This is a genomic window from Erwinia piriflorinigrans CFBP 5888, from assembly GCF_001050515.1.
Lineage (GTDB): Bacteria > Pseudomonadota > Gammaproteobacteria > Enterobacterales > Enterobacteriaceae > Erwinia > Erwinia piriflorinigrans.
Genome location: NZ_CAHS01000014.1, coordinates 38,617 through 64,635, shown reverse-complemented (window position 1 = coordinate 64,635; position 26,019 = coordinate 38,617). Strand labels below are relative to the sequence as shown.

Sequence of the window (26,019 nt, the reverse complement as noted above, 5' to 3'; positions counted from 1 at the left end):
CGACGAAAGCGCCACTTTCGCTTAATTCTGGCAGGGGAAGGCGCTATACTGCGCCCTTCTTTGGAAAATGCAGGTCACGAAATGAACTGGCAAAAAATCGGTGTGATATTTATCTTTCTGCTGATGGCGATTGGCGGTATCGGCGGCGTTATGCTGACGGGGTATACCTTTATCGTTCGTTCCTGAGGCGTTGTCAGGCGGCATTCTGCCGCCGTCCTATGCCATCGCCAATGCTCATCCTTTAGTCATTGCTGGTTTAATGTCAGAACACTTCGGAAAAGCGGTTGCGCAAAACGTCACGCTATATTCTCCTCTTAATGCGCTTTTGCCTTAAAATTACTAACGTGGCTTGAGAAACAGAAATATCCCATGCATCAGGCGCACTTCCATGTCATATTCTGCACTACTGAACATATAAACCAGCACTCGCTCATTTTTAGCTTGAATTTAACTTCGCTATAAATGGCCGCACCTGATATAAACCAATAAGTTACCCCGGAGTAATAATGAAAATAATTACCAGCGATCAGAAATATCCGGAAAAGAGAAACATAATCACTGACAGTAACAATACCTATGTGAATTTCAGATATAAAAACATTTGGCTCTATATCAATGCTCTAAGAAAGAAAATTCTTAAAAAGAATAAATCTTTCATATTTCAGACTATCCCCTCTTTAATTCCGAAAGATGCGTCTATTATCCATCTGTTCAATGAAGTCGCCAGAACCAATAAAAAATGGGTCTCAACGTTTGAAACCGAGATACCTCGCGTGTTGCCTGCTAAAGGAATATCTAAATTATCTAACCCGGAGCTTCATTCACAGCTTCAGTTGGCAGCAGCACCACAGTGTATTGCTCTTATTGCTATTTCTGCCGCCACGCGAAATATAGAGTTAAAACTTTTGCATTCATTTCCGGCAGTAAAGCAGGCTATTTCCGCTAAACTGCACGTCTTACATCCGCCTCAGCCATTACTGCACGAAGAGGCCCGCGACCATAGCGAAGCAAAGATAACATTCACCTTTATCGGATCGGATTTCTACCGCAAGGGGGGAGCCGAGGTGGTGCTTGCCTTTAGCCAGCTGGTTGAGGAAGGTCTGATTAATGCAGATACGGTGCAGGTTAACGTTATCGGTGAGCTGGCGCGCAGACACAATATCGCCCACGGCCCGTTTCAGGATGATGAACTCTTCTATCGCCGGATAGAAAAGCTGCTGGCCGAAAACCCCGTTTTCAAACATCATAATTCGCTGCCGAACGCGCAGTTTCTGGCGCTGCTGAAAGAAACCCAGGTGGGCCTGCTGCCAACCTGGCAGGACACCTATGGCTTTTCGGTGCTGGAGATGCAGGCCTGCGGCTGCCCGGTGATCACCACTAACGTACGCGCCCTGCCGGAAATTAATCCTGAACAGGCGGGATGGATAATTAAATGCCCACTCAACGACACGTATGAACTGAATGTCTCTTCCGAACAGGAAAAGAGCGATCTTCGGCAGCTGATTATTTCGCAGTTGAAGCAGCACATTACTGCCATCCTGCATGACAGGGATCTGCTTAATTCACGTTCGGCGGGATCTTTAGCCAGGATCCGTCAAGAGCACGATCCCGCCGCGTTTCGTCGCCAGCTGAATACAATTTATCAGTCTTAACAGAAATTCAGCCCCGAACCTAAGCGTCTCACTTTGACCGTACCCAGTGAGGTGAGGCGTTTCTCCATCAGCCGACAGCAGGCTGCTGCGCAATGTACTGCGCGAACTCGTCAGGGATGCGGGCAAAGGTGTACAAAAACCACGGGGTGAAACGCTCAGGGTGAGCCTGAATTTCATGCTGAATATCCGCCAGTGAGCCGTAGCGCCAGTCGTCCGCTTCTTCAGGATTTATCGTTGGCAGGGCATCGCTGATAGCGAAGTAGACGTGGCCGTACTCATGTTCGGTGAGACCATTACTGAGCGGCAGGTTGTAGCTGAGTTCAAATACCGGCTGTAAACTGACATCAAGCCCCATCTCTTCACGCAGGCGGCGTTGCGCGGCTTCTGCGGTCGACTCCTGCGGATAGGGATGACCGCAGGTGGTGTTACTCCACAGGCCGCCACAGTGATATTTACCGTGCGCACGCTGTTGCAGCAGCAGCTGATGCTGCGAGTTAAACACGTAAATAGTCACCGCACGATGCAGTAACCCCTTTTCATGCACCTCAAGTTTTTCCATCTTACCGGTGGGACGGTCGTGGCGATCGACCAGAATAACTTCAATAGCTGACATGCCGACTCCTTAACGCGAATGCCAACTATTTTGACATAAGACAAGGAGATCGATCTGTATATAATAGTGCGAAAAATAACGTTAACGTGTGAATTGAACGCCGCAAGCAGGATTCAGGACGCGCTATCCCCTTATATTCCGGGCTCTAACACCTGCGGACGCGCACGGAAGATATGCCCGCAATCATGCTGTAACAGTCGCTCCACCAGCTGCTGTCCCCCGTCGGTGTCGCGCTGGGCAAAATCCAGCTCCGGCGCGGTGGCGGGTGCAGCCCATAGCAGATTGACCTTATCGCCGCTGCGCCTGGCTAACGGCAGCTGCCCGGCGTCCCCCGCCAGCGCGCTGGAGAGAACAAAGCCAGCGAAACCTACCGGAGCGAGCGCTGATTCCAGCGTATGCCCTTCCCCCAGCCAGCTAAGACGTGACCACGGCATATGGGCAAAACCCGCCAGCGCGCTGGCCATCTGCACCGCGTTGTCTTCCGTCATCACCGCACCATCGATGGCGAGAGCCAGTTCACAACGGCGATACGCCGGGGCCAGATCCTGATAGAGAAAATCAACCTGTGGCATCGGGCGAACGGACATGCCCAGCGTCAGGAAATACCAGTTCCCCTGATGATAATGCTGCGAGATGGCCATCGGCGGCCAGTTGCCTTGGTCGATGGCGTAGTATTTCAGGGAGTCGCCATACTGCGCCTGATAACACTGCAACGTCTCCTGCTGTATTAGCTCCCACGGCTGGCCATCCTGCCAGTCACGCCAGAACTGACGATGTTGCTGTGCCGCCGCGTAGTATTCGTTAGTTGAGGCCGAGCCGAGTGGTGCGGTCAGGCGACCGGCTTTGATACAGCCCGCCGAGAAGCTGACCTGCCGATCCTGATACAGGCTCCAGCCGGGGATCACCGCCAGCAGTTGCCCCTGATACCACAGCGCTGCGCCATCATCGCTCGGCTCCCAGACGATTTGCAGCGCGGCGGGGTCGAGCATCGGTTCCGCCTCCAGCGTGCGGCAGTATTCGGCGCTCAGCAGCGGTGCGATGCCCTGCTGCATTGCCGTCACGTCTTCCTGCTGCGGCGCGGGCAGCAGGTTGCGTAACCAGCAGCCGCGTACGGCAAACTGCGTGCGAAATCCTTCTGATGGCCAGATATAGAAATAAGCCGTGCGTGCGTCCTGTTCGACTATGGCGATCAGCGTCTGTTGCTGATTGCTCACTTCAGCAATCTGATGGGGCTGTGTCATAACGCCTCGACGATAGTATGGCGGGAAACCGCTGTTCCTGATAATGAGGCAGAATGCCGCGTGGGCCCCCTCGCGGCAAGGGTAATAGTCTCAAAATTCGGCAGGAGGCTAACGCCCTACCCGCGTCATGGCGCGCTGAAAGGCACCGCGATGGATCGCCCAACGCAGTAGCGCGGCGATTAAATGAATACGTGCACGAATAACGCGCCTTCTGAATGATGAAAAATGCAGGCCAAAAGCCTGCTGTGCCCAGCCGGGCAGCAGTTCGACACCGCCCGACAGCATGGCTTTCATTGCCGGACGCGCTTGCCACGCCGGAGCCGGGGCATTCATTAACAGCGTTAACACCTCCTGCGTACGCGCATCGCAGCGCAGCTGTGGGCGCATGGACTGCAAATAGGCCTCCACGGCCGCCACGCTCTTTGGCACGTTTTCCGCGCCCAGCGCTTCTGCCACCCGCGCCGCTTCGCGGTAATATCTGTCCTGCTGCGCAAGGCAGAGGTGCGGGTTTTTATAGCGCAAATGTGCCGCAAGGAAGCTGCTGGTTTCCGCCACATGAACCCAGGTCAGCAGCTGCGGATCGCTGGCTGCGTAGGGGTTTCCCTGCGCATCCTCACCGTAAATATGCTGATGAATGCCTTTGACGCGGGCGATCAGAATATGTGCATCCTCGGTGTTTCCAAAGGTGGTGACGGCAATAAACTGGCTGGTGCGCCGCAGGCGTCCCATCATATCGGTGCGGAAGGTTGAGTGATCCCAGACTCCGGCCAGCGCCAGTGGGTGCAACATCTGTAGCAGCAGCGCCGAAATACCGCCGCACAGCATCGATGAGAAATCACCATGCACTCGCCAGATAACGCTGTCCGGGCCGTAAAGCCCGGGATCGCCCGGCGGTTGTGAGAGATCAAACTCATTCAGCGACAGACCGTTGATGCGGAAAACCTGCTGCTGAATTTTATCGCGCAGACCGGACATCAGCACTGCGCCTTGGGTTCAGAGCAGGGCAAGCCCCGCAGCCGTTTACAGATAGTCAAATTCGGCATTCTCCGTGCGTACCGAGTCCAACCCGATCATCACGCTGAATTTACCCGGCTCAGCCACCTGCTGCATTTTGGCATTCCAGAATTTAAGCGCATTGACATCGATTGGGAAGGTGACGGTTTGCGATTCCCCGGCCTTCAGCATAACGCGCTTAAAGCCCTTCAGCTCTTTTACCGGGCGGCTGAAGCTTGCCACCTCGTCGCGCAGATAAAGCTGTACCACCGTCGCCCCATCGCGTTTGCCACTGTTGGTCACCGTGATGCTGGCATTGACCGATCCGTTTCTCGTCATGGTGGCAGCCGACATTTTCACCGCCGAGAGCGTAAAATCGGTGTAGCTCAGGCCATAGCCGAACGGGAACAGCGGGCCATTAGCCTCATCGAAATAGTGCGAGGTATATTTGTTGGGATGTTCGAAATTATAGGGCCGCCCGGTATTCAGATGGTTGTAGTACATCGGGATCTGCCCCACGGAACGCGGGAAGGTCATTGGCAGCTTGCCGGAGGGGTTATAATCCCCGAACAGCACGTCGGCAATGGCGTTACCGCCTTCGGTGCCGCTGTACCAACTCTCCAGCAGCGCATCAGCCTGCTGCGTTTCCTCTGCCAGGGTTAACGCCCGCGCATTCATCAGCACCAGCACCAGCGGCTTACCGGTGGCTTTTAACGCGCTAATGAGCTGGCGCTGGCTGTCCGCCAGCGTCAGATCGGTACGGCTGGAAGCCTCGTGCGCCATTCCGCGCGCCTCACCCACCGCCAGTACCACTACATCCGCTTTCTTCGCCGTTGCTACCGCTTCATCCCGCATCTGTTGAGGCGTGCGCGCATCGACGGTGACCGCTTTTTCATACAGGTTAAGGAAGTCCTGAATGCCCTTATTATCGGTGACGTTAGCGCCTTTGGCATACAGCAGCGTGGCCTGCCCGGCGGTGGCATTTTTCATCCCCTGCAACAGCGTCACCGACTGGCCCGCAACCCCGGCAGCCGACCAGCTGCCCATAATGTCGATCTGGCTGTCGGCCAGCGGGCCAATCAGCGCAATGGTGCCGTTTTTCTTTAGCGGTAGCGTATCCAGACGGTTTTTTAACAGTACCAAGGTTTTCCGCGCCACATCGCGCGCTTCTGCGCGGTGCAGACGGCTTTCCGCATTGGTATCGACCGGATCGCTGCCGGCCGGGCCCAGGTGACTGTAAGGATCGTTAAACAGCCCCATATCGTATTTCACATTGAGTACGTGGCGGGTGGCGTCATCAATCTCCTGCATGCTGACCGCACCACTTTTCACCAGGTCCGGCAAGTATTTGCTGTAGTACTCATCGCTCATGCTCATATCGATGCCGGATTTCAGCGCAATACGCACCGCATCCTGCGGATCGCGCGCCACGCCATGCTGGATCAGCTCTTTAATCGCGCCGTGGTCACTGATGGTAATGCCCTTGAACTTCCAGTCATTGCGCAGAATGTCTTTTAGCAGCCAGCTATCGGCGCTGGCCGGAACGCCGTTCAGCGAATTCAGCGCCACCATCACGCCGCCGCTGCCCGCATCCAGCGCCGCTTTATACGGCGGCAGATAGTCCTGGAACAGGCGCTGAGGGCTCATATCCACGGTATTATATTCGCGCCCACCTTCCACCGCGCCGTAGGCGGCAAAATGTTTCACGCTGGTCATCACCGAATAGCGATCCGCCGGACTGTTGCCCTGCATCGCTTTGACCAGTGCGCGTCCCATTTCACCAGTCAGCAAGGTGTCTTCACCAAAACCTTCCGACCCCCTGCCCCAGCGCGGTTCACGGGTGACATCCACCATCGGTGCCCAGGTCATATTAAGACCATCATCGGCCGCTTCATAAGCCGCAATACGCCCCACTTCAGTCACCGCGTCGATGTCCCAACTGGCGGCCAGCGCCAGCGGGATCGGGAACTGGGTGCGCTGTCCGTGGATCACATCATAGGCGAAAAATAACGGGATCTTGAGACGGCTAAGCTGCATCACCTGATCCTGCATCTGACGAATGTCCTGACGGGTCACGGTGTTAAAAATCGCCCCCACCTGCCCCTGCTGGATCATGTCACGAATGGCGGATTTGGGATTTTCCGGGCCAACGGTGATCAGCCTGAGTTGGCCAATCTTTTCATCAAGGGTCATTTTTTTCAGCAGTCCGCTGACAAAAACGTCACGCGCCTGCGGATTAAGCTGATGAGGGCCAATAATATCGTCGGCGAAAGCTGGCTGAAACGCCAGAGTAACGGCAAGGCTGACAGAACAAATCCAATTCATCAGATGATCTTCTCTCAAGTGATTGTGGCGAATCGATTATTTATGGCGTGCGAACAGATGCGCGCAGTGTGTCATACCTTAATCATAGCAGCCAGTTTTACCACCATAAATTGCCGCATTTTTAGCATGGGCTTTATCGACCGCCAAGCGGTGCTAAAGTTAAAGGATGAAACTGATAAGGACATAACATGCACACCTCCCAAACCGCAGGAAAAAAACTGATTGCAGAACTGGGCCGTATCGTTGGCCGCCATCATTTGTTGAGCGAACCTGAAAAAACCGAACGATACCGCAAAGGTTTTCGGTCCGGCGAAGGCGACGCGCTCGCCGTGGTATTTCCGGGTAGTTTACTTGAGCAGTGGCGCGTCCTTCAGGCCTGCGTTGACGCAGATGTGATTATTCTGATGCAGGCGGCCAATACCGGACTGACCGAAGGATCAACCCCCAACGGCAACGATTATCCGCGTGATATTGTGATTATCAGCACGCTGCGCATGGATAAAATTCAGCTGCTGGACGACGGTAAACAGGTGCTGGCGTTCCCCGGCAGTACCCTGTATCAGTTGGAAAAAGCCCTCAAGCCACTCGGGCGTGAGCCGCATTCGGTGATTGGTTCGTCGTGCATCGGTGCGTCGGTACTGGGCGGCATTTGTAATAACTCCGGCGGATCGCTGGTGAAACGTGGCCCCGCCTATACCGAGATGGCGCTGTACGCGCAGATTGATAGCCAAGGCAAATTACAGCTGGTGAACCATCTGGGGATCGAACTCGGCAGCACGCCGGAGCATATTCTCGGCAAGCTGGATGATGACAGCTGGAAACCTGCTGATGTGCTGCATGACCAGCGCCACGCCTCCGATCCAGACTATGCCGAACGGGTACGCGATGTCGATGCCGCGACACCGTCGCGCTTTAATGCCGATGAACGCCGACTGTTTGAAGCCTCCGGCTGTGCCGGAAAGCTGGCGCTGTTTGCCGTGCGGCTGGATACCTTTGCCAGCGAAAGCGCCCAGCAGGTTTTCTATATTGGCACCAATGACACGGCGGTGCTCGACCGGCTACGCCGTCATATGTTGTCCAGTTTTGCCAACCTGCCGGTGGCCGGTGAGTATATGCATCGCGATATTTTTGATATCGCGGAGGTCTATGGCAAAGATACCTTTGTGATGATCGACAAACTCGGCACCGACAAAATGCCGCTGTTTTTTACTCTCAAAGGACGAGTGGACGCGCTGCTGGCTCGCGTGAAGTGGCTGAAACCCCATTTCAGCGATCGCCTGCTGCAAAAGCTGGCCGCCCTGCTGCCCGGGCATCTGCCGCCGCGCATGAAGCAGTACCGCGACCGCTTTGAACATCATCTGATGCTGAAAATGTCCGGCGACGGCGTGGCGGAAGCGCGCGCGTATTTGCAGACGTTTTTCCAGCAGGCGCAGGGCGAGTTTTTCGAATGTGAAGGGAAAGAAGGTGCGCATGCCTTTCTGCATCGCTTTGCCGCTGCCGGTGCGGCAGTGCGCTATCATGCGGTGCACCATGATGAGGTGGAGGATATTCTGGCGCTGGATATTGCCCTAAGGCGCAACGACCGCGACTGGTTTGAGCAGCTGCCGCCAGAGTTCGACGGTGCGCTGACCCATCGCCTGTATTACGGTCACTTCCTCTGTCACGTCTTTCATCAGGACTACATTGTGAAAAAAGGGGTCGACGTACACGCATTGAAGGAGAAGATGCTGGCTATCCTCGAAGCGCGCGGAGCGGAATATCCGGCCGAACATAACGTAGGGCATCTCTATCAGGCCAAGCCACAGCTGAAAGCGTTCTACCAACGGCTCGATCCGACCAACAGTTTCAACCCTGGCATTGGTAAAACCACGCGGGCGAAACACTGGGGTGACTGCGACTGCTGAAACCAGATTACAGGGCGGGGATAAATTCCCCGCCAGCTAAAGGTCAACTTCACCAGAAGTTACTCTTGCGGTGCTTCTTTTAACACCAGCTGATCATCCTTATGTTCGATAATCATGGTCTGCGGCGTCGACAGCACGACGCCCTCTTTACGCAGCCGGGTCAGGATATCAAACAGCAGATCGCTTTTCACTCCGCTCACCTGTCGTGGGCTGGCCACGTTGCCGGTTACCGCCAGCACGATCCCGCTGCTGGTTAAATCTTTGAACGACACCGATGGCTCTGGCGTTTCCAGCACCCGCTCGTTTTCAATATACACATCTAACAGCAGCTGGCGCACCTGCTGAGGATCGATATCCAGCGGGAAGGTCAGAGTGATGGTTGCCACCCCCTGGGCGTTACCCATAGTGGCATTACGCACGTTCTGCGAAATCAGCTGCGAGTTAGGCACAATCACCGTCGATTTATCCGTAAGCTGGATCTCGGTGGCGCGCACATTGATACGGCGAATATCGCCCTCAATTCCGCTGATGCTCACCAGATCTCCCACCTTTACCGGGCGCTCGGTCAGCAGGATCAGGCCGGAGATAAAGTTCTTTACGATCTCCTGCAAGCCAAAACCGATACCCACCGACAGTGCGCTGACGATCCATGCCAGCTTGTTCCACTGCAATCCCATAATCGACAGCGTCATCAGGATAACCAGCACAAAACCGATATTGCTGAACAGGGTGATCAGCGATACGCGCATGCCGATATCCATGGTGGTTTTGGGCAGGAAATCATGTTCCAGCCAGCGCTTCACCGAGCGCAACGCCCAGATACCGACCACCATACAAATCAGCGCATTAACCATATGCGCCGGAACAATATTCAGCGATTCCAGTCCCTTACCGCCCCAGAATTCGATCGCTTTTTGCACCAGTTCGATCGGCGTAGCGCTGCCGAAAGTCCCGTTGAGTAGCGCCATTGCCGCCACCAGTATCAGCAGGGTTTTTCCCACTGCGCCGAGCAGCGCGGCAATCTGCCCCAGATAGCGCTCGTCGATATTCAGCGAGCTTTGAATGCGTTTGCCTGAGGCGCTGTTGGTAGAAAACAGGCTGTCACTGGCGTCGGCTACCAGCTGGCTGCAAATATAGAAAGAGCCGAAAACAATGCCCATCCATACCAGCTCATAGCTGAGGAAGCGTGCCATCGTGACATAACCGATCGCCAGGGCGACCATAATCGCCACGCCGACCAACGTCAGTGCCATCTGGATCAGCCCGACCAGCGTTGATTTTACCTCCGGCTGGATCCCTTCCTGCAACAGTCGCCGCCGCACGCGGTTGGTACGCATACTGATCGACAGTGCGGTAGCACCTATCAGCAGCGCGGTCATGCCGTTGGCAAAAATAGAGGTGCCGACGCTGGTATTCACGGTGCCATTAACGACTTCCACAGTCTGGAAAATAAACACCAGCGCAGCGGTCAGCGGCGGGTAAGGTTTTAACGCCATCGCCACCTCATTAGAGATGGTGGGCAGACGCCATGACGGGCGGCGGGTGGAGAGGAAAGCACGTCCTAACCCGGCTATCAGCCCGCAGATAATACTCTGCCCCACCAGTTTGTCGGCGAATATACGTACCTCATCCAACACCTGGTCATGACGGGTAAAGGCCAGATCGAGGAAATTAAACGCCAGCGCCACTGCCAACAGCGTGGTCAGAGCGGTAGCAGCAGCAAGAAAACTGCGGCGCAGACGCCCCTCCGGCAGGTGATGAATCCCGACCCAGGCAAGAAACTCTTCAAGATAACGGCGGCCTAGCGTAGCCACTAGCATCGCCGCCAGCACCCAGGCGATGGTGCCAAAGCGCCAGTCCGGCTCCCAGCTCAGGGCTGCCGTCGCCCCCAATTCATCAACAAACGCGCTAATTTTTTCGCTGTCACCGCTTTGGCTATTAAATAACGGCGACCAGAAGTGCGTCCCAAAGATACTGCCGGCATTCAGCGCCAGCTGGGTTTTCATCGCATCGCGCCGAAGGTTAACAATTTGCGCAGAGAGATTGATCGAGCCGTTTTTTATCGCTTCAGCCTGCTTGATCTGATCGTCCATCTTGCCTTTCTGATTTTCCAGCTTGCTGCGCTTGCTGGTCACTTCGGCAGTCTCTTTTACCCCGCCGTCAGCCTGCGGAGCCGGGCCGAGCACCGCCAGCTGAGCATGGAGCTGCGCACGCTGCGGAATAATATTCTGCATCAGGGTATCAGCATCGCCAGACAGCTCCAGCGCCATATCGTTGAGCTCATTCAGCCGACTATCGTTGGTTTCCGCTGAAACACGCTGCTTAATATTGTCCAGCACCTTCTGCATTTTCGGCAGCTCAACCGAGGCATTCACCTTCGGCGGCGCATCGCCATTTTGCTGAACGCTGTCATTTTCTGCCGCCATTACCAGCGGAGGTGATAACGCGACCAGAGCCAGCAGACAGATACGAAGAAAAGTAAACAAGCCAGACATGAACATGTTCCTGATACCAAGAGCGGTGCCGTCGGGCACCATGAAATTTACCGAACAGTGTAGGCTTTTGCCCCGGTCGGCACTATAGGATTATCTACCGCATTTATTCGGGGGCGCTGTCGTCAGCCCGTGTGTTATTTGCCACCCGCGACGCCTTATCCTTTTTGTAGCTCAGGGCAGCAGGCGGCACCGCAGAGACCTTACCGGTTTCAATCCACTGACGCAGACGATTTGCATCAGCAAAGTGGGTGTATTTGCCAAACGCATCCAGTACCACCAGTGATACCGGACGCTGGTTAATCACGGTGCGCATGACCAGGCAGTGCCCCGCTTCATCGGTATATCCGGTTTTCGTCAGCTGAATATTCCAGTCCGGGCGGTACACCAAATGATTGGTATTGCGGAATGGCAGAGTGTAATTAGGGCTGTGAAAACTGGCCATATCCTCATGGGTGGTGCTCAGTTGGCCGATCAGCGGGTAACGCTTCGTCGCCAGCAGCAGCTTGCTCAGGTCGCGGGCGGTAGAGACGTTTTCGATCGACAATCCGGTCGGCTCCGCGTAGTGAGTATGGCTCATGCCCAGCGCCCGCGCTTTGGCATTCATAGCGCGGATAAAGGCGTCGTAGCCGCCCGGATAGTGGTGCGCCAGACTGGCAGCGGCGCGGTTTTCTGACGACATCAGCGCCAGCAGCATCATATTTTTACGGCTGATTTCACTATTAAGCCGCACGCGTGAGTAGATACCACGCATTTCCGGCGTATGACTGATATCTACTTTTAGCATTTCATCCAGCGGCAAGTGCGCATCCAGCGTTACCATCACCGTCATTAACTTGGTGATTGAGGCAATGGGGCGAACCCGATCCGGGTGGCTTTCGTAGATCACTTTATTGCTGTTCAGATCAACGATCATCGCACTACCCGAAGCAATGGCAGGCTGGACAGCGTGACTTAATTCAGGCTGTTGGACACGGGCGGCGGCCTGATTGATCGGGTATGGGGAGGAAATCAGCATGACCAGACTAAACAGGGATAAACGAATTTTTGCAGGCATCGGCGAAAACTTAACGGCTGGTTATTCCGGTGTGGCAACCACACGCCGCTTCCCGTCAGTGTTACGGGGGCTGGCATTAGCATAATAAGCTGCGAGGCGAGACTTTTCCTACTGAATATTCGTTTCACCACGTTAATGAAAACACCGCCGGTGACCCGGCGGTGTGGGCAGTCAGAACAACTGGAAGCCGTAACCCCAAAGAAGCACCGTCAATGCCAGTAACACTTCAAGAACCAGCACGCCGATAGCCAGGGTAGAACCAATAAAACGCAGGCTCTCTTCCTTATCGATATTAAGAAACATCGGGATACCGACATACATCAGATAACCGGTGTAAACCAGCGCCATTGTCCCCACCAGAGCGCACAGCCATGCCAGCGGATAGAGCGCCACCAGCCCGCTTAAGAACATCGGCGTTGCCACATATCCGGCAAATACCCGACAGCTGGCAAGCGTTGGACGCTGTGGATAATCACGCGCCATCCACCAGATGACTCGCCCCATCACAGCCACGCCCACCAGCATCAAAGCATAGAACAGGATTGCCAGCCCGAAAGCCGTGGATAACGACAGCACAATCGCGGGATGATCGCCAGACCTCCAACCGATCTGGGTCGTGCCGATAAACGCGCAAAGCACCGGGATTAATGCCATCAGCAATACGTGATGGAGGTAGTGGTGAGAGAGAGATTCGTTCTCCTGCCTGATGTCGCGCATCTCACGGCCGGGATGCGCAAGAAGTCCCCATACATGGTTCATATCTTCACTCCTCTGAACAACGGACCGCCAGTTGGCAATCTCCCGGGCGGCATCTCTTCAAGTATAAGTGCCCCTGAAAACTTTGTGATCCAGCCGCCTGCTGCCGGGGATAACCGCCTCAATTTGTAGGAAAAATAAAATAAAAAGTCGGCATTAATTCCTGCAACCGGTGCTAAAAGCGTTAAACTTAATCACCCGAAACCAAAAAGGAGTGCTGTTTTGCAGATTGACGTTAACACGCTGATATCCCAGTACGGCTACTGGGCACTTTTTATCGGCTGCCTGGCCGAGGGGGAAACCTTTACGCTACTGGGAGGTATAGCCGCACATGAAGGACTGTTACGCTATGGCGGCGTGGTCCTGGCGGCAATGTCAGGTGGCATGCTCGGCGACTGCTTCCTGTTCTTTATCGGTCGCCGCTACGGTGAGACTATCCTGCGGCGTTTTAAAAAGCATCGCCATCATATTGCCCGAGCTAACCGCCTGATCCGCAACAGGCCCGTGCTTTTTGTTATCGGTGTGCGCTTTATGTACGGTCTGCGTATTGTCGGGCCAGTTATTATTGGTGCCAGCCAGCTCTCTCCACGCAAGTTTTTGTTATGTAACCTGATCGGCGCAGCGCTATGGGCAACTATCTTTGTTTCACTCGGCTATCTCGGTGGTCAGGTGATCGCCCCCTGGCTGCATCAGTTGGACCATCATCTGAAACAGGTGTTCTGGTTGCTGTTAATAGTCGCCATCGTATGGGGCATCCGTATCGCGTTGAAAATGCGTAATAAATAGCTTTTCTCACCTGAATGGCCAACAAGGGCAGCGCTTTTTTGTGCTGTACCGCAGGTATGCTTGCTTTGTCGATATGACCGGTCTGGGCCTGCTGGCTACCCCGAACAGACAAATCTAAGCCGTGTTACGGCGATCGTTAATCGTAAAGTTAGTTCCACAACAATAAATGCTGGTTCCTCAAAAGCTATTATGCACATATAATGCGCAGCCGGTCATATCCGTCACACTTCGCATGACAGGCCACCAGGCTGCAACGCGAATGTTTCGCAACCGTTGACCAGTATTGGGTCGTTTATCAACAGTCTACATGGCGCTACACCAGAAATTACTATGAAAAAAAGCATCCGTGCGTTTGTCACCCTAATCATCACCGCAGCGGCATTAAGCCACTCGGCTTTCGCTGTCGTTTACCCTCTTCCGGCCGCGAACAGCCGCCTGACCGGGGAAAACCTGGAAATTACCATTCCGCAAGACAGTAAACTTCCGCTCGAAGCTTTCGCCGCTCAGTACCAGATGGGGCTAAGCAACATGATGGAAGCCAACCCGGGCGTGGACGTCTATCTGCCTAAAGCCGGAAGTAAACTGACTATTCCTCACCAGCTGCTGCTACCTGACGCCCCGCGTGAAGGCATTGTGATCAACAGTGCAGAAATGCGTCTTTATTACTATCCGAAAGGCAGTCATACCGTGGTAGTTCTGCCAATCGGTATCGGCGAACTGGGTAAAGATACGCCGATCGACTGGACTACTACCGTTCAACGTAAAAAAGATGGCCCGACCTGGACGCCGACCAAAAAAATGCATGTAGAGTACGCCGCGCGTGGAGAATCTCTGCCGGAGGTGTTCCCGGCTGGCCCTGACAACCCGATGGGCCTGTACGCACTCTATATTGGTCGCCTGTATGCCATCCACGGCACCAATGCCAACTTTGGTATTGGCCTGCGCGTAAGCCACGGATGCGTGCGCCTGCGTGCTGAAGATATCCAATGGCTGTTTAGCAATGTGCCGGTCGGCACCCGCGTTCAGTTTATCGACCAGCCGGTTAAAGCGGCGGTAGAACCGGACGGTTCGCGCTATGTGGAAGTTCATAATCCGCTGTCACAAACCCAGGAGCAGTTTGCTTCCCGTGAACCGGTGCCGCTGACGCTGGGCGATAAGGTCAAACAAGTGGTCTCCGATGCCAGCGTTAACGGTGCCAGCCTCGAAGCCGCGCTGAAGACACGTTCAGGTATGCCGGTGAAGGTTAACGGCGCAGCCGAGGAGCAGGTTGCCGTCCCTGAGCAGGAGGCTGCGCAGCCGGAAGAACAACAGCCAGCAGCCGCTTCACCAGAAAGCCAGCAGGATGCCCCAGCGGAAGGACAGGATGCGCCAGCGCTGAGTCAGCCTGGCCCGGTCTATAGCCAGCCGAAATCTTAATTTCCACCACCAGTAAAAACCCCGTTCCATAAGGAACGGGGTTTTTTAATGCGCATCGATTACGGCCGCGATCTCATCCGAGGTTTTCAGCACGCGAACCTGCATAAACAGCGCCGTCGCTTCGTGGTACTCCTTCCGCAAATAGCCAAGCCACTGCTTAATGCGCGCAACATGATACAAGCCGGTATCGCCCTGCTTTTCCAACCGCACATAGCGTTGCAACAGCTGCACCACTTCTCGCCACGCCATACGCGGCTCGTTGTATTTGATCACCCGGCTCAGATTTGGCACATTTAGCGCGCCGCGCCCGATCATCACCGCATCGCAGCCTGATACCGCCATACAATCCTGTGCACTCTGCCAATCCCAGATCTCTCCGTTGGCTATAACTGGAATCGACAATCGCTGGCGGATCGCTCCAATCGCCTCCCAGTTAATGGCTTCAGCGCGATAGCCATCCTCTTTGGTACGCCCATGAACGGCCAGTTCACTGGCTCCGGCCTGCTGCACCGCATCGGCAATTTCAAACTGTCGGGAGCCGGAGTCCCAGCCCAGACGAATTTTTACCGTGACGGGTAGATGGGCAGGAACGGCGGCGCGCATCGCTTTTGCGCCCTGATAAATCAATTCGGGATCTTTGAGCAAGGTGGCTCCTCCGCCGCTGCCGTTAACGGTTTTCGACGGGCAACCACAGTTAAGATCAACACCCCAGGAACCGAGTTCCACCGCCCGGGCGGCGTTTTCAGCCAGCCATTCCGGATATTGTCCTAACAACTGTATGCGCACCAGAGTACCTGATGGTGTTCTGCTGGCATTATCCAGTTCGGGGCAAAGACGTTGAAAGCATTTCACCGGCAGCAAAGCATCCACTACCCGCAAAAATTCAGTCATACAGAGATCGTAGTCGTTGACGTCGGTCAGCAGCTCACGCACCAGCGAATCGAGGACGCCTTCCATCGGGGCAAGTAATACGCGCATGGTAAACCTGTGGAGGGGGTTAACAGGGGGAAGCGGGCGCTTCCCCCCGATTAATTAGCCGTTGTTCGCCGGATTAGCGCGACGCGGACGGGTTTTATTGACGCGCGGAGCGCCGCCATTGCCGCCTTCAGAACGTGCACCGCGTGCAGCACCCGCAGCGTTGCCGTTACCCTGACGACGTTCACCGCCGTTACCGCTTCGGCTTCCGCTGGCACTGCGCTCGCCGCCGCCACGAGGTGACTGCCCCTGACCACCGCGCCCACGTCCACCGCCGCCGCCACGCTGCTGCTGACGACCGTTAATGATCGGCTCGGCTTTGATGCTCGGGTCCGGTTCAAAACCGTCGATTGCCATGCGCGGAATTTCACGTTTCAACACGCGCTCAATGTCGCGCAACAGTTTGTGCTCATCCACACACACCAGCGACAGCGCTTCACCCACAGCCGCAGCACGACCGGTACGGCCAATACGGTGGACGTAGTCTTCCGGCACGTTAGGCAACTCGTAGTTCACCACATGTGGCAACTCTTCAATGTCGATACCGCGTGCGGCGATATCGGTCGCTACCAGCACGCGAATTTTGCCATCTTTAAAGTCGCTCAGTGCACGGGTACGTGCGCCCTGGCTCTTATTACCGTGAATGGCTGCGGCGGTAATACCATCTTTATTCAACTGCTCGGCCAGATGGTTAGCACCGTGTTTAGTACGGGTAAATACCAGTACCTGCTGCCAGTTACCGCGACCAATTAACAGAGATAACAGCTCACGCTTGCGCTTTTTGTCCACCATGTGAACATGCTGGGTTACCTGCTCGGAAGCGGTGTTGCGGCGGGCAACTTCAACCTGCTCGGGGTTATGCAGCAGTTTTTCCGCCAGGGTTTTGATGTCATCAGAGAAGGTTGCAGAAAACAGCAGGTTCTGACGTTTGGCAGGCAGTTTCGCCAGTACGCGACGAATATCATGAATGAAGCCCATGTCCAGCATGCGATCCGCTTCGTCCAGTACCAGGATTTCCACTTTTGACAGGTCCAGAGCATTCTGATGCTCCAGATCCAGCAGGCGACCGGGGGTCGCCACCAGTACGTCCACGCCGCCACGCAGTTTCATCATCTGCGGGTTGATACTCACGCCGCCAAATACCACCAGAGAGCGCATATCAAGATACTTACTGTAATCCTGCACGTTTTCGCCAATCTGGGCCGCCAACTCACGCGTTGGGGTCAGGATCAGCGCGCGCACTGGACGCCGTCCTTTCGGATGCGGATTGTAACTGCTCAGCAACTGCAGCAATGGCAGAGTAAAGCCTGCGGTTTTACCCGTACCGGTTTGGGCACTGGCCATCAGGTCGCGACCAGCAAGGACTACCGGGATTGCCTGACGTTGGATTGGCGTCGGCTCGTTATAGCCCTGTTCAGCTACAGCGCGTAAAATATCGGCATTAAGGCCGAGAGAATCAAATGACATAAAGTTGACTGACTCCGGATCCGCCCTGACCGCATCGCGGTGTAGTTTCCAGGGGGAGAGTTGACGCCAGGATCATTCCTGACGCTTGAATGAGAGCACAAACCACGGTGCATAAGGGGCTGATTATAGCAGACCCTAAGGTGTTAAAGGCAGTTATTATTGTCTGTATTATGCGAAATTATCCTACAGGCTATCGCCGAATGGCCGTCTGCGCGCGCTATCAATCATCAGAAAGGTGTGAGTAATGGCAGCCTTATCTCTCCTGACGGACTGTCATACGCGAATTGGCAGAATGAGATGACAAATGGGTATCACGTTGCCCAGAGCGGCCTCATAGGGTCTAAAAATGCAGCGGGCCACCGAAGTGGCCCGCTGAGACTAGCGTGGACGCTGGCCCCGAGGCTGGGGCTGTACGCGCTCTTTCACCAGTAAAGAAACCAGTGCCGGCCCGGTTAGCATCATGACGCCAAAGGCTCCAAGCAGCAGGTTATTATGGATCACCCGTGACAGTACCAACAGCACCATCATCGCTGCACCAAAATAGTAGGTGGTGGTGACATCTTCAAGAAAGTCGCCAATACGCCGCAGGTGCGGCAGACGCTGGGTAAGTAACATCGCGGTAAACACACCGGCGTATAACGCCAGCAGGATAGTACAAACCTGTAACAGCGCCTGATGTTTCCAGCCCCACACCAGCGCTGCGATCAGCAGCAGGTGCAGTGCAATATGTACACAGTTTTGTCCGGTGACAATCTGAATACGATGGGACCATTTCATCTATTTCTCCCGGCAGACCCAACAAGGGCCGCCCAAGCGGGTTACCGAAACCAGTCAGTAACGTATTTATTACCTCAGACTAACGTAGTTTTAGAATAATGGCGTAAATGGACGCGCACATTACCCGGTTTTGTGACCAAGACTACACTCTTTCTTTCACTGGTTGAAAGCAAGAGTGCCATCAGTATGCCACAAAAGGCGTGTGATTTTCATTTAAAGTCCCGGTGAAGCCTGTTCAGAGGGTTTCAATACCTTCCACAATTGAAGTGGATTTCATCGGGCAGCCCTGAACACCAAGGTCTGGCGCAGTCAGACAGCATACAGAAAAAGAGAGGCAGCCCTGCTTTGTAAATCAGAATATCTGCCAGGCAGCATGGAGAAGATGTCAGTGGGTAAGCAGTTATGCGACAACCGTCGCACACTGTATGACGAGAGTACGGCTGACACAGGGTGGCATTTTCCAGCTCTGTGCCAGCCGAACGGTGTTAACGGCGATTACCGAAGATACGTAGCAGCATCAGGAACAGGTTAATAAAGTCGAGATATAGCGTCAGTGCGCCCATGATTGAGTAACGGCGCAGATTCTCTTTGTCTTCAACATCAATCCCTTCACCGATATTTTTCAGCTTTTGCGTGTCGTAAGCCGTCAGACCGACGAACACGACCACCCCAATGTAGGTCACTGCCCACATTAATGCGGTGCTTTTCAGCCAGATATTCACCAGTGACGCCAGCACAATGCCAATCAGCGCCATAAACAGCATACTGCCCATGCCGCTCAGATCGCGTTTAGTGGTATAGCCCCACAGGCTCATGGCTCCAAACATCCCGCCGGTGACCACGAAGGTGCTGGCAATAGATGAATAGGTATAAACGAGAAAAATGCTGGCCATCGTCAGCCCGGTTAGCGCCGAGTAAAGCATAAATAGCCCGGTTGCCACGGCCCCACTAAGCTTATGCACCATGCCTGACAGCACAAACACCAGGCCCAGCTGGAGAATGATCAGGCCAAAGAAGGTGATGCGGTTAGCAAATACCAACTGCATAACCGCTGGCGTGTTGGCCGCATACCAGGAAATAAATGCCGTCAGTAGCAGACCGCAGGTCATCCAGCCGTAGACCTGGGCCATATACACCGAAATGCCGCTGCCGGCACGCTGAACGATTGAATCATTAGAACGTGGATATCTATCCATGATGCCCCCTTTTTGATGAATGAGGCAGACAGTGTAATCCTTTCCCGGTCTGGCTTATACCCCTCTGTAACCTCACTTCCTAAAACCAAAAAGAACTTTGACTGTCAGAGATCTGTCCGGTCCAACGGACGAAATAGTTGAAGATGACAAACAGGGTAATTTATCGCTGTAATTTAAGTTCATACAGAAAAGACTCATATCATCATTATGAGCTGTATTGACTTGTTATCCAGTACGTTATAAATCCAGCTTTGGGGATGCAAATACCACAGTCCAAAATTGACCGAAAATCACATATTTAAAAAGTTCAGGGGTCATCGTTGATATAACTAAGTCTTAATATAGTAAGCTACTATCAAGAAAAGAAATTCGGACACCTTGAAGTAGCCCCAGACCGGTTACGTTGGAAAAAATATAGAAAATCATTGCCTATTATAGATTTCATGTTCTAATAAAATAAATCATTACAGTAGCTTGAAATATTTCCCTACAATGAGTGAAGGGAAATAAATCACAGCTATTAACTTCAAACCCGTTAAAATCTAGGCCGGACTGGCAATAAACACTGTTTTAGGATATCGATTTATGATGGAATAGTTAAATACGGCCTGATTTTTATAATAAGAGTTCGGATAAAAATTAACAATTTTGCCCAAGAGAGAAGCAAGTATTGCTACATGAAGCCTATCAGTGTTTACTTCCTTGAAATCCTCAAGAAAGTTAATCATGCACCTAGTGGAGTTTCTAGCCAATGAAATATTATCCCAATAATCTCCATTCCATGTCAGGGATATATCGTGATTGATTACTTCTATATTGCCGTTTAAAGATTCCGAATCAGTTCTGTAGCAGTTAGCAATATTTTTATCACTGAATATATTGGAGCGGTATTTTTCTAAATCGAGATAAAAAGCCATATCATCAGAAACAAAAACATTTACGCCCTTCTCATAACCTAAAGACAAAACGTATTCCAGAGTGGTTGCTTCTCTGCAAAAAACAATTAACTTATTTTTATTATCGCTAAAAAACTTTTTATAACCTTTTATGGTAGAAGGCATGATGATTATTTTAAAAAAATTATCTAATTGGCTCTCCAAGAAGTCTTTACCTTCGGAGTATAAACCTTCAATAAGATTGCCCCCACCACCAAAAAAAAGTACATCCCGACTATTGTGGTAAGAGTGATGACGTGCATACTGAGAAAATGTTATATTATTACGTTCAAAAAAGTCATAGGTCGCAGAAGCGATCACACCATCACCCGCATTACCGGGGTTAGCTTTATAGACAATACTATGTTCAGAATGGTAACATTTTATTAAATCATCTAAGGTTAAAATTTCTTTGTTCATTTTTCATCCAAACCTCTCTTCCAGCCACGGTTTGCATAGAAGATAAGAATAAGTAGGGTAAACAGACTTCTTTCAAAATACCTTTAGCTAAAGCAGCATATATCTGATTAGGACAGCTTTCAATGAAGAAAATTCTTCTAATGACCCCTGATATAGAAGGCCCAGTTCGTAACGGAGGAATAGGTACTGCTTTTACTTCTCTAGCCGCCTGCCTGTCGGGGCAAGGCTATGAAGTAGATATCCTGTATACATGTGGAGAATACCTAGAATCATCTGAAAAAAGTTTTGATGATTGGTCAATTTTCTATAAAAAACAAAACATTAATTTACTAAGCACCGCCGTTACTAAGGAGATAAACATCGATTCTCCTTATTTCCGAAAAAAAAGTTACTCTATCTATCTATGGCTCAAGGAAAAGAACCATTACGATTGCGTCATAGCTTGTGAATGGCAAGCCGATCTTTATTATTCGCTTTTGAGCAAAAAGAATGGTACAGACTTTGCGAATACCTACTTTATTGTAAATGCTCATAGTTCTACGCTTTGGGCTGATGAGGGAAGCTACCAGCTACCCTACGATCAAAACCATTTAGAGCTTTATTACATGGAAAAATCCGTCGTTGAAATGGCTGACCATGTAGTAAGCCCGTCATCCTATCTTCTTGACTGGATGAAAAGCAAAAACTGGGAGTTACCAAAAAATAGCGAAGTCATTCTAAATTGTGCTCCTTTCCAGGGTTTTGATAAGAAAAGTCCAGTGATGAAAACCACAGGACAGTCAACTGCGAGAAACACTATCGAGTTAGTCTTCTTTGGCAGGTTGGAAACACGCAAAGGGCTTGATATTTTCCTTAGAGCTCTTAAAAATTTAAAAGACGAAGACATTGTCAATATCAGCGCAGTTACCTTCCTCGGAAAGAACGTACCTTATGGAAGTATCGACTCACACACTCATATCAAGCTAAACACAGAGGCATTAGATCTTCCAATCAAGATCATCACAGACTACGACCGTACAAACGCTAATGAGTATATAAAAAGAAATGATGTATTGGTGATAACACCTTCTTTAGTAGAGAACTCTCCTTATACTGTTTATGAATGCTTAATTAATAAAGTTAACTTTATTTCGTCTAATGTGGGGGGCATTCCTGAGCTTATTCCAGCAGAGTTTCATGATGAAATCCTTTTCTCACCCACTCCCAATGACTTATATGGCCAGATAAAATCCAGAATTAAGAAATTCAAATGTGCCCCGGGGTTAGTTAGCAGTCAAGGAAAAATAGTAAACTCGTGGATAAATGTTATAGAAAACGCAGAAAAAACAGAGTTTAAAAAGATTTCTGAACATCATAATCCATTAGTCAGCATTTGCATAACACACTACGATCGTGCACATTTATTACACCAAGCTATAGCTTCAATAAAGGCGCAAACCTATTCTAATATTGAAGTAATTCTGGTTGATGATGGCAGTAAATTACCAGAATCCAAAAAGTATTTAGACCTTCTGGAAAGAGATTTTTCATCTAGAAAATGGAAAATAATTAGAAGTTCAAATAATTATTTAGGCGCAGCACGAAATTTAGCTTCACGACATGCTACGGGTGATTATCTTCTCTTTATGGATGATGATAACGTGGCTAAACCGCATGAGGTTGAGGTTTTCGTCACCGCTGCGCTTAATTCAGGTGCAGACATACTGACTACGCCAAGCGATCTGATCTTTGGTGACGAATTTCCTTCCCCATTCCGCCGCACAACGCATTGCTGGTTGCCTTTAGGTCCAGACTTGAACGTTGCCGGTTTTAATAACTGTTTCGGTGATGCTAATGCCCTGATTAAAAAAGACACATTCATAAGTTTGGGTGGCTTTACTGAAGACTATGGCATTGGCCACGAGGATTGGGAATTTTTCTCCAAGGCCGTCCTGGCAGGATACAAACTCAATCTTGTGCCTGAACCCCTTTTCTGGTATAGGGTTGCAAAAACAGGGATGCTAATTAGCGGTAACAAATCTAAAAATAACTACCGCAGTTACAGGCCTTTTTCTAATGATAGTATTAGATACAACCATGCGGTAGGATTAATTCCTTCGTTTATCGAGAGGATTAATCAACTTGAGGCAGAAAATGATTTCCTCAGATCTAATAATACCAATGTTTTTGTAGAGCGAGAACATATCGAACCCAGCTATTCTATAGGCGAAAGTTTGGATAACCTTCATGAGAGAGTGGATGCTCTTATCTCTCAACAGCGTGATGGATGGGCGAACGATCGCTTTAACGCGTTGAATGATAAACTATCGCAGATAAATTATTTGATTCACCAAAAAGAATCGCTGCTATGCCGCAGGCATTTATCTAAGATTCGTAATTTTATTAAAATCAAAAAGTAGTCATTCTATATATATCCCGCCGCTTTGGCTGCGGGGTATCTCTATAATAATCTGTCTATCATGACTCAACAACTATTTACCGAAAAGCAGTTACCTACTCTTCTTCCATACCAGGTCCATAAGTTTACACAAAAACGATTGCACACTTAAATAGGCCAATACCCGTAAAGGCATTTTTTTACTTGCTCATTAAATAAGTATTTTTATTAAAAAACACAAGTAAAAAAAAGTGGTGACACTTATATTTAACTGTCGTTTCATCAATAATTTTCAGGGAGAAAGTCAGTCATCTATCAATTAAGGGGCAGCAATTTATCTGCCCTCTTATGATAGCAAGAATATGCACTATCGTGACAAACAGCTCTGATAGCGGCTGTTGACGCGCTGAGCAAACCACGCGGTAGTCAGGTTGCGGGTGATTTTCGGACTTTCCAGCTTAATGCCGGGCAGGATTTCACGCGGCAACGTCTTACCCGCGTCTTTATCTGCCAGGGTAAATACCGACTTCCACAGGTCGGTCTTGTCGAAATCGACACTGTCACCCTTCTCCAGCGCGCGTCGTATAGCCCGATCGCTATAATCCAGCCGCTTACCTAACAGACGCACGGCCTTCTCAGTCCCTCCAGCGTTATCTGAACCGTAGTTGATCAGGTCGCCGTCCAGCGCCAGCTTGATACCACTAAGACGTGACACCGCCGCCTGAAATGCGGCATTGCGACTGGCATACCAGCCTGCGTTAAAATCAGCAAAGCGATACAGTGGCGCCGGGTAGCTCGCCGGATAACCCAGCAGATGCATCGTGCCGAACCACACGCCGCCACGACGGGTAAAGACCTCGCGCCGGATAGAACCGTCAACCTGATACGGATAGCCTTTGGCATGGGCCTCGGCAAAAGCGATACTGACCTGCATCGGCCCGCCGGTATGAATCGGGTTCAGATTGCCAAACAGCTTCTGTCCCATCGGCACCATATCGATAAAGTCATCAAATACCGCGCTCAGCTCTTTCTCGCTTTTGACGTGATCCAGCCGATCGGTATAGCTTTTACCGTTAGGGGATTTGATCATCAGCGCGGTACGCACGAGAAATGAGGGAATATGCAGCTGTCCGGCACGGCGGTCGATCTCCGCCCAAGCGATTTTCGGCAAACCGTTTACTGCCGCATCAGCACTGAAATTTGACTCCTGCCCGGTCACGGCAATCACCGCACACAGGTTGCTGACGGAGGGAGGAATATTCTGACCGCTGAATGCCACATAAATATCCCCTGCCCAACCCTGGCGGTCGCTCACCCCCGGAGGAAGTAAACGGGTAATTTGCGCTTTGACATCAGTGGGCCGTTGCGCAGGAGCGGTATCTGTCGAATGCTGGCTACAGCTCGCCAGCAGCAGCGCCAGCGGGATGATAAATTTTTGCAAAGAACGGTTCATTGATTTCCTTTCCAACGTGCTGCGGCCTGCCGATCGCTGTCGCGTGCGGCAACCCAGCGCTGGCCATCAGCCGTCGCTTCGCGTTTCCAGAACGGTGCACGGGTTTTCAGTTGATCCATAATAAATTCAGCGGCATCAAATGCGTCGCCACGATGAACGGAACTGACGCCCACCAACACGATATCGTCGCCGGGGAACAATTCACCGATGCGGTGGATGATGGTCACCCGCTGCATCGCCCAGCGCTGGCGTGCCTCGGCAACAATTGCCGCCAGCGCTTTTTCGGTCATACCGGGGTAGTGTTCCAGCGTCAACGCACTCACATCATCGCCGAGGTTATGATTACGCACTTTGCCGGTGAAGGTGACGACCGCGCCGTCAAGGTCTGAAGCAGACAGCCACTGATGTTCATCCCCCATGATGAAGGGCGCCTCACCCACTCTGATACGAGTTTCCATCTTAACCCCCGGTTACTGGCGGGAAGAAAGCCACTTCATCACCAGCGCGCAGCGGATGCTGAAGCGACACCAGCGTCTGATTGACTGCCGCCAGCAGTTTACCCGGTTCCAGCGCCAGCGCCCAGCGATCTCCCTTCTCCGCCAGCTGGCGACGCAGCATTTCAACGTCGGCATATTCTGCTGTGACTTCAAGGCAGTCTGTCGCGACCAGTTCACGCACCTGGGCAAAAAACAGCACCTTAATCATAAGGCACCGCCTGGAAATCTCCTGACTTACCGCCGCTTTTACTCAGCAACCGGCACTGCTCAATAACGATGTCTTTCTGCACCGCTTTGCACATATCGTAAATCGTCAGGGCGGCAACCGAAGCCGCCGTCAGCGCTTCCATTTCGACCCCGGTTTTACCGCTCAGACGGCAAAGTGATTCGATACGCACCCGATGATGCTCGGGTTCAGCGACCAGCGTGACCTCAACTTTGCTCAGCAGCAGCGGATGGCACAGCGGGATCAGCTCCCAGGTGCGTTTTGCCGCCTGGATACCGGCAATACGCGCGGTGGCAAACACGTCACCTTTATGATGGCTGCCGTCAATAATCATCTGTAGCGTCTCCGGGTGCATCACCACGAACGCTTCTGCACGCGCTTCGCGCACGCTTTCCTGCTTGGTGGAAACATCCACCATATGCGCCTCTCCGGCAGCATTTATGTGAGTGAGCTGGGACATA

Annotated in this window: 22 protein-coding genes; 6 read left to right on the top strand and 16 right to left on the bottom strand. The window is 52.0% G+C overall.

Going from position 1 to position 26,019, the window contains the following annotated elements; all coding sequences use genetic code 11:
- The first annotated feature begins 81 nt into the window (after positions 1-81).
- Positions 82-186 carry a protein YohO gene (locus EPIR_RS18145; protein WP_012441952.1) on the top strand — a complete coding sequence of 35 codons (105 nt, stop codon included), beginning with the start codon at positions 82-84 and terminating at the stop codon, positions 184-186.
- Between the two features lie 587 nt (positions 187-773).
- On the top strand, positions 774-1,652 hold the full coding sequence (locus tag EPIR_RS06435; protein ID WP_240987351.1) for a glycosyltransferase: 879 nt from the start codon (positions 774-776) through the stop codon (positions 1,650-1,652).
- Positions 1,653-1,719: 67 nt separating this feature from the next.
- Here the strand turns inward: EPIR_RS06435 and idi are convergent, their stop codons facing one another.
- The 4 genes from idi to bglX all read right to left on the bottom strand — a co-directional run bounded on the left by idi (position 1,720) and on the right by bglX (position 6,824).
- A complete protein-coding gene (idi, locus tag EPIR_RS06430; protein ID WP_023654511.1) occupies positions 1,720-2,265 on the bottom strand; it encodes an isopentenyl-diphosphate Delta-isomerase in 546 nt (181 codons plus the stop codon).
- 131 nt (positions 2,266-2,396) lie between these two features.
- Positions 2,397-3,506 (bottom strand): suppressor of fused domain protein, encoded by a 1,110-nt coding sequence (locus EPIR_RS06425; RefSeq protein ID WP_023654510.1) that lies wholly within the window; start codon positions 3,504-3,506, stop codon positions 2,397-2,399.
- A gap of 108 nt (positions 3,507-3,614) precedes the next feature.
- The gene (locus EPIR_RS06420; protein ID WP_023654509.1) at positions 3,615-4,481 is read right to left on the bottom strand and encodes an oxygenase MpaB family protein; all 867 of its coding nucleotides are present in this window, start codon (positions 4,479-4,481) and stop codon (positions 3,615-3,617) included.
- A 45-nt stretch (positions 4,482-4,526) separates the two neighbouring features.
- Positions 4,527-6,824 (bottom strand): beta-glucosidase BglX, encoded by a 2,298-nt coding sequence (bglX, locus tag EPIR_RS06415; RefSeq protein ID WP_023654508.1) that lies wholly within the window; start codon positions 6,822-6,824, stop codon positions 4,527-4,529.
- A gap of 188 nt (positions 6,825-7,012) precedes the next feature.
- Between bglX and dld the strand changes: the two genes are divergently transcribed.
- Complete coding sequence (gene dld / locus EPIR_RS06410) at positions 7,013-8,728, top strand: D-lactate dehydrogenase (protein WP_023654507.1); 1,716 nt, start codon at positions 7,013-7,015, stop codon at positions 8,726-8,728.
- Between the two features lie 59 nt (positions 8,729-8,787).
- Here dld and EPIR_RS06405 read toward each other — a convergent pair whose 3' ends face one another.
- The 3 genes from EPIR_RS06405 to EPIR_RS06395 form a co-directional block, all read right to left on the bottom strand.
- Complete coding sequence (locus EPIR_RS06405) at positions 8,788-11,223, bottom strand: DUF3772 domain-containing protein (protein WP_023654506.1); 2,436 nt, start codon at positions 11,221-11,223, stop codon at positions 8,788-8,790.
- A 103-nt stretch (positions 11,224-11,326) separates the two neighbouring features.
- Positions 11,327-12,277: a D-alanyl-D-alanine endopeptidase gene (gene pbpG / locus EPIR_RS06400; protein ID WP_023654505.1), complete on the bottom strand. Its 951-nt coding sequence runs from the start codon at positions 12,275-12,277 to the stop codon at positions 11,327-11,329.
- Between the two features lie 171 nt (positions 12,278-12,448).
- Positions 12,449-13,036: a Yip1 family protein gene (locus EPIR_RS06395; protein WP_023654504.1), complete on the bottom strand. Its 588-nt coding sequence runs from the start codon at positions 13,034-13,036 to the stop codon at positions 12,449-12,451.
- 219 nt (positions 13,037-13,255) lie between these two features.
- On the opposite strand from EPIR_RS06395, the gene EPIR_RS06390 reads away from it, so the two are divergent.
- The gene (locus tag EPIR_RS06390) at positions 13,256-13,819 is read left to right on the top strand and encodes a DedA family protein (RefSeq protein ID WP_023654503.1); all 564 of its coding nucleotides are present in this window, start codon (positions 13,256-13,258) and stop codon (positions 13,817-13,819) included.
- A 330-nt stretch (positions 13,820-14,149) separates the two neighbouring features.
- Positions 14,150-15,235 carry a L,D-transpeptidase family protein gene (locus EPIR_RS06385; RefSeq protein ID WP_023654502.1) on the top strand — a complete coding sequence of 362 codons (1,086 nt, stop codon included), beginning with the start codon at positions 14,150-14,152 and terminating at the stop codon, positions 15,233-15,235.
- A gap of 45 nt (positions 15,236-15,280) precedes the next feature.
- On the opposite strand, the gene dusC is transcribed toward EPIR_RS06385, so the two are convergent.
- From dusC to EPIR_RS06360, 5 genes are all read right to left on the bottom strand, one after another.
- Positions 15,281-16,213, bottom strand: coding sequence for a tRNA dihydrouridine(16) synthase DusC (gene dusC / locus EPIR_RS06380; RefSeq protein WP_023654501.1), 933 nt, complete (start codon positions 16,211-16,213; stop codon positions 15,281-15,283).
- A 54-nt stretch (positions 16,214-16,267) separates the two neighbouring features.
- Entirely contained in the window at positions 16,268-17,677 is a 1,410-nt protein-coding gene (rhlE, locus tag EPIR_RS06375; protein ID WP_023654500.1) for an ATP-dependent RNA helicase RhlE, read from the bottom strand.
- A gap of 378 nt (positions 17,678-18,055) precedes the next feature.
- The gene (locus EPIR_RS06370; RefSeq protein WP_023654499.1) at positions 18,056-18,454 is read right to left on the bottom strand and encodes a YbhQ family protein; all 399 of its coding nucleotides are present in this window, start codon (positions 18,452-18,454) and stop codon (positions 18,056-18,058) included.
- Between the two features lie 485 nt (positions 18,455-18,939).
- Positions 18,940-19,650, bottom strand: a complete 711-nt coding sequence (locus EPIR_RS06365; protein WP_023654498.1) for a Bax inhibitor-1/YccA family protein — start codon at positions 19,648-19,650, stop codon at positions 18,940-18,942.
- A 542-nt stretch (positions 19,651-20,192) separates the two neighbouring features.
- Complete coding sequence (locus tag EPIR_RS06360; RefSeq protein WP_023654497.1) at positions 20,193-21,005, bottom strand: polysaccharide pyruvyl transferase family protein; 813 nt, start codon at positions 21,003-21,005, stop codon at positions 20,193-20,195.
- Between the two features lie 122 nt (positions 21,006-21,127).
- On the opposite strand from EPIR_RS06360, the gene EPIR_RS06355 reads away from it, so the two are divergent.
- Positions 21,128-23,404, top strand: a complete 2,277-nt coding sequence (locus tag EPIR_RS06355) for a glycosyltransferase (protein WP_023654496.1) — start codon at positions 21,128-21,130, stop codon at positions 23,402-23,404.
- Positions 23,405-23,749: 345 nt separating this feature from the next.
- Here the strand turns inward: EPIR_RS06355 and EPIR_RS06350 are convergent, their stop codons facing one another.
- The 4 genes from EPIR_RS06350 to moaC are packed head-to-tail and all read right to left on the bottom strand — an operon-like array spanning position 23,750 to position 26,018.
- Complete coding sequence (locus EPIR_RS06350) at positions 23,750-24,835, bottom strand: DUF1615 domain-containing protein (protein WP_023654495.1); 1,086 nt, start codon at positions 24,833-24,835, stop codon at positions 23,750-23,752.
- Positions 24,832-25,293, bottom strand: a complete 462-nt coding sequence (gene moaE / locus EPIR_RS06345) for a molybdopterin synthase catalytic subunit MoaE (RefSeq protein ID WP_023654494.1) — start codon at positions 25,291-25,293, stop codon at positions 24,832-24,834. Before moaE ends, EPIR_RS06350 begins: the two co-directional genes overlap by 4 nt.
- Position 25,294: 1 nt before the next feature.
- Positions 25,295-25,540 carry a molybdopterin synthase sulfur carrier subunit gene (moaD, locus tag EPIR_RS06340; protein WP_023654493.1) on the bottom strand — a complete coding sequence of 82 codons (246 nt, stop codon included), beginning with the start codon at positions 25,538-25,540 and terminating at the stop codon, positions 25,295-25,297.
- Positions 25,533-26,018: a cyclic pyranopterin monophosphate synthase MoaC gene (gene moaC, locus EPIR_RS06335; RefSeq protein WP_023654492.1), complete on the bottom strand. Its 486-nt coding sequence runs from the start codon at positions 26,016-26,018 to the stop codon at positions 25,533-25,535. Before moaC ends, moaD begins: the two co-directional genes overlap by 8 nt.
- Position 26,019 lies beyond the last annotated feature (1 nt).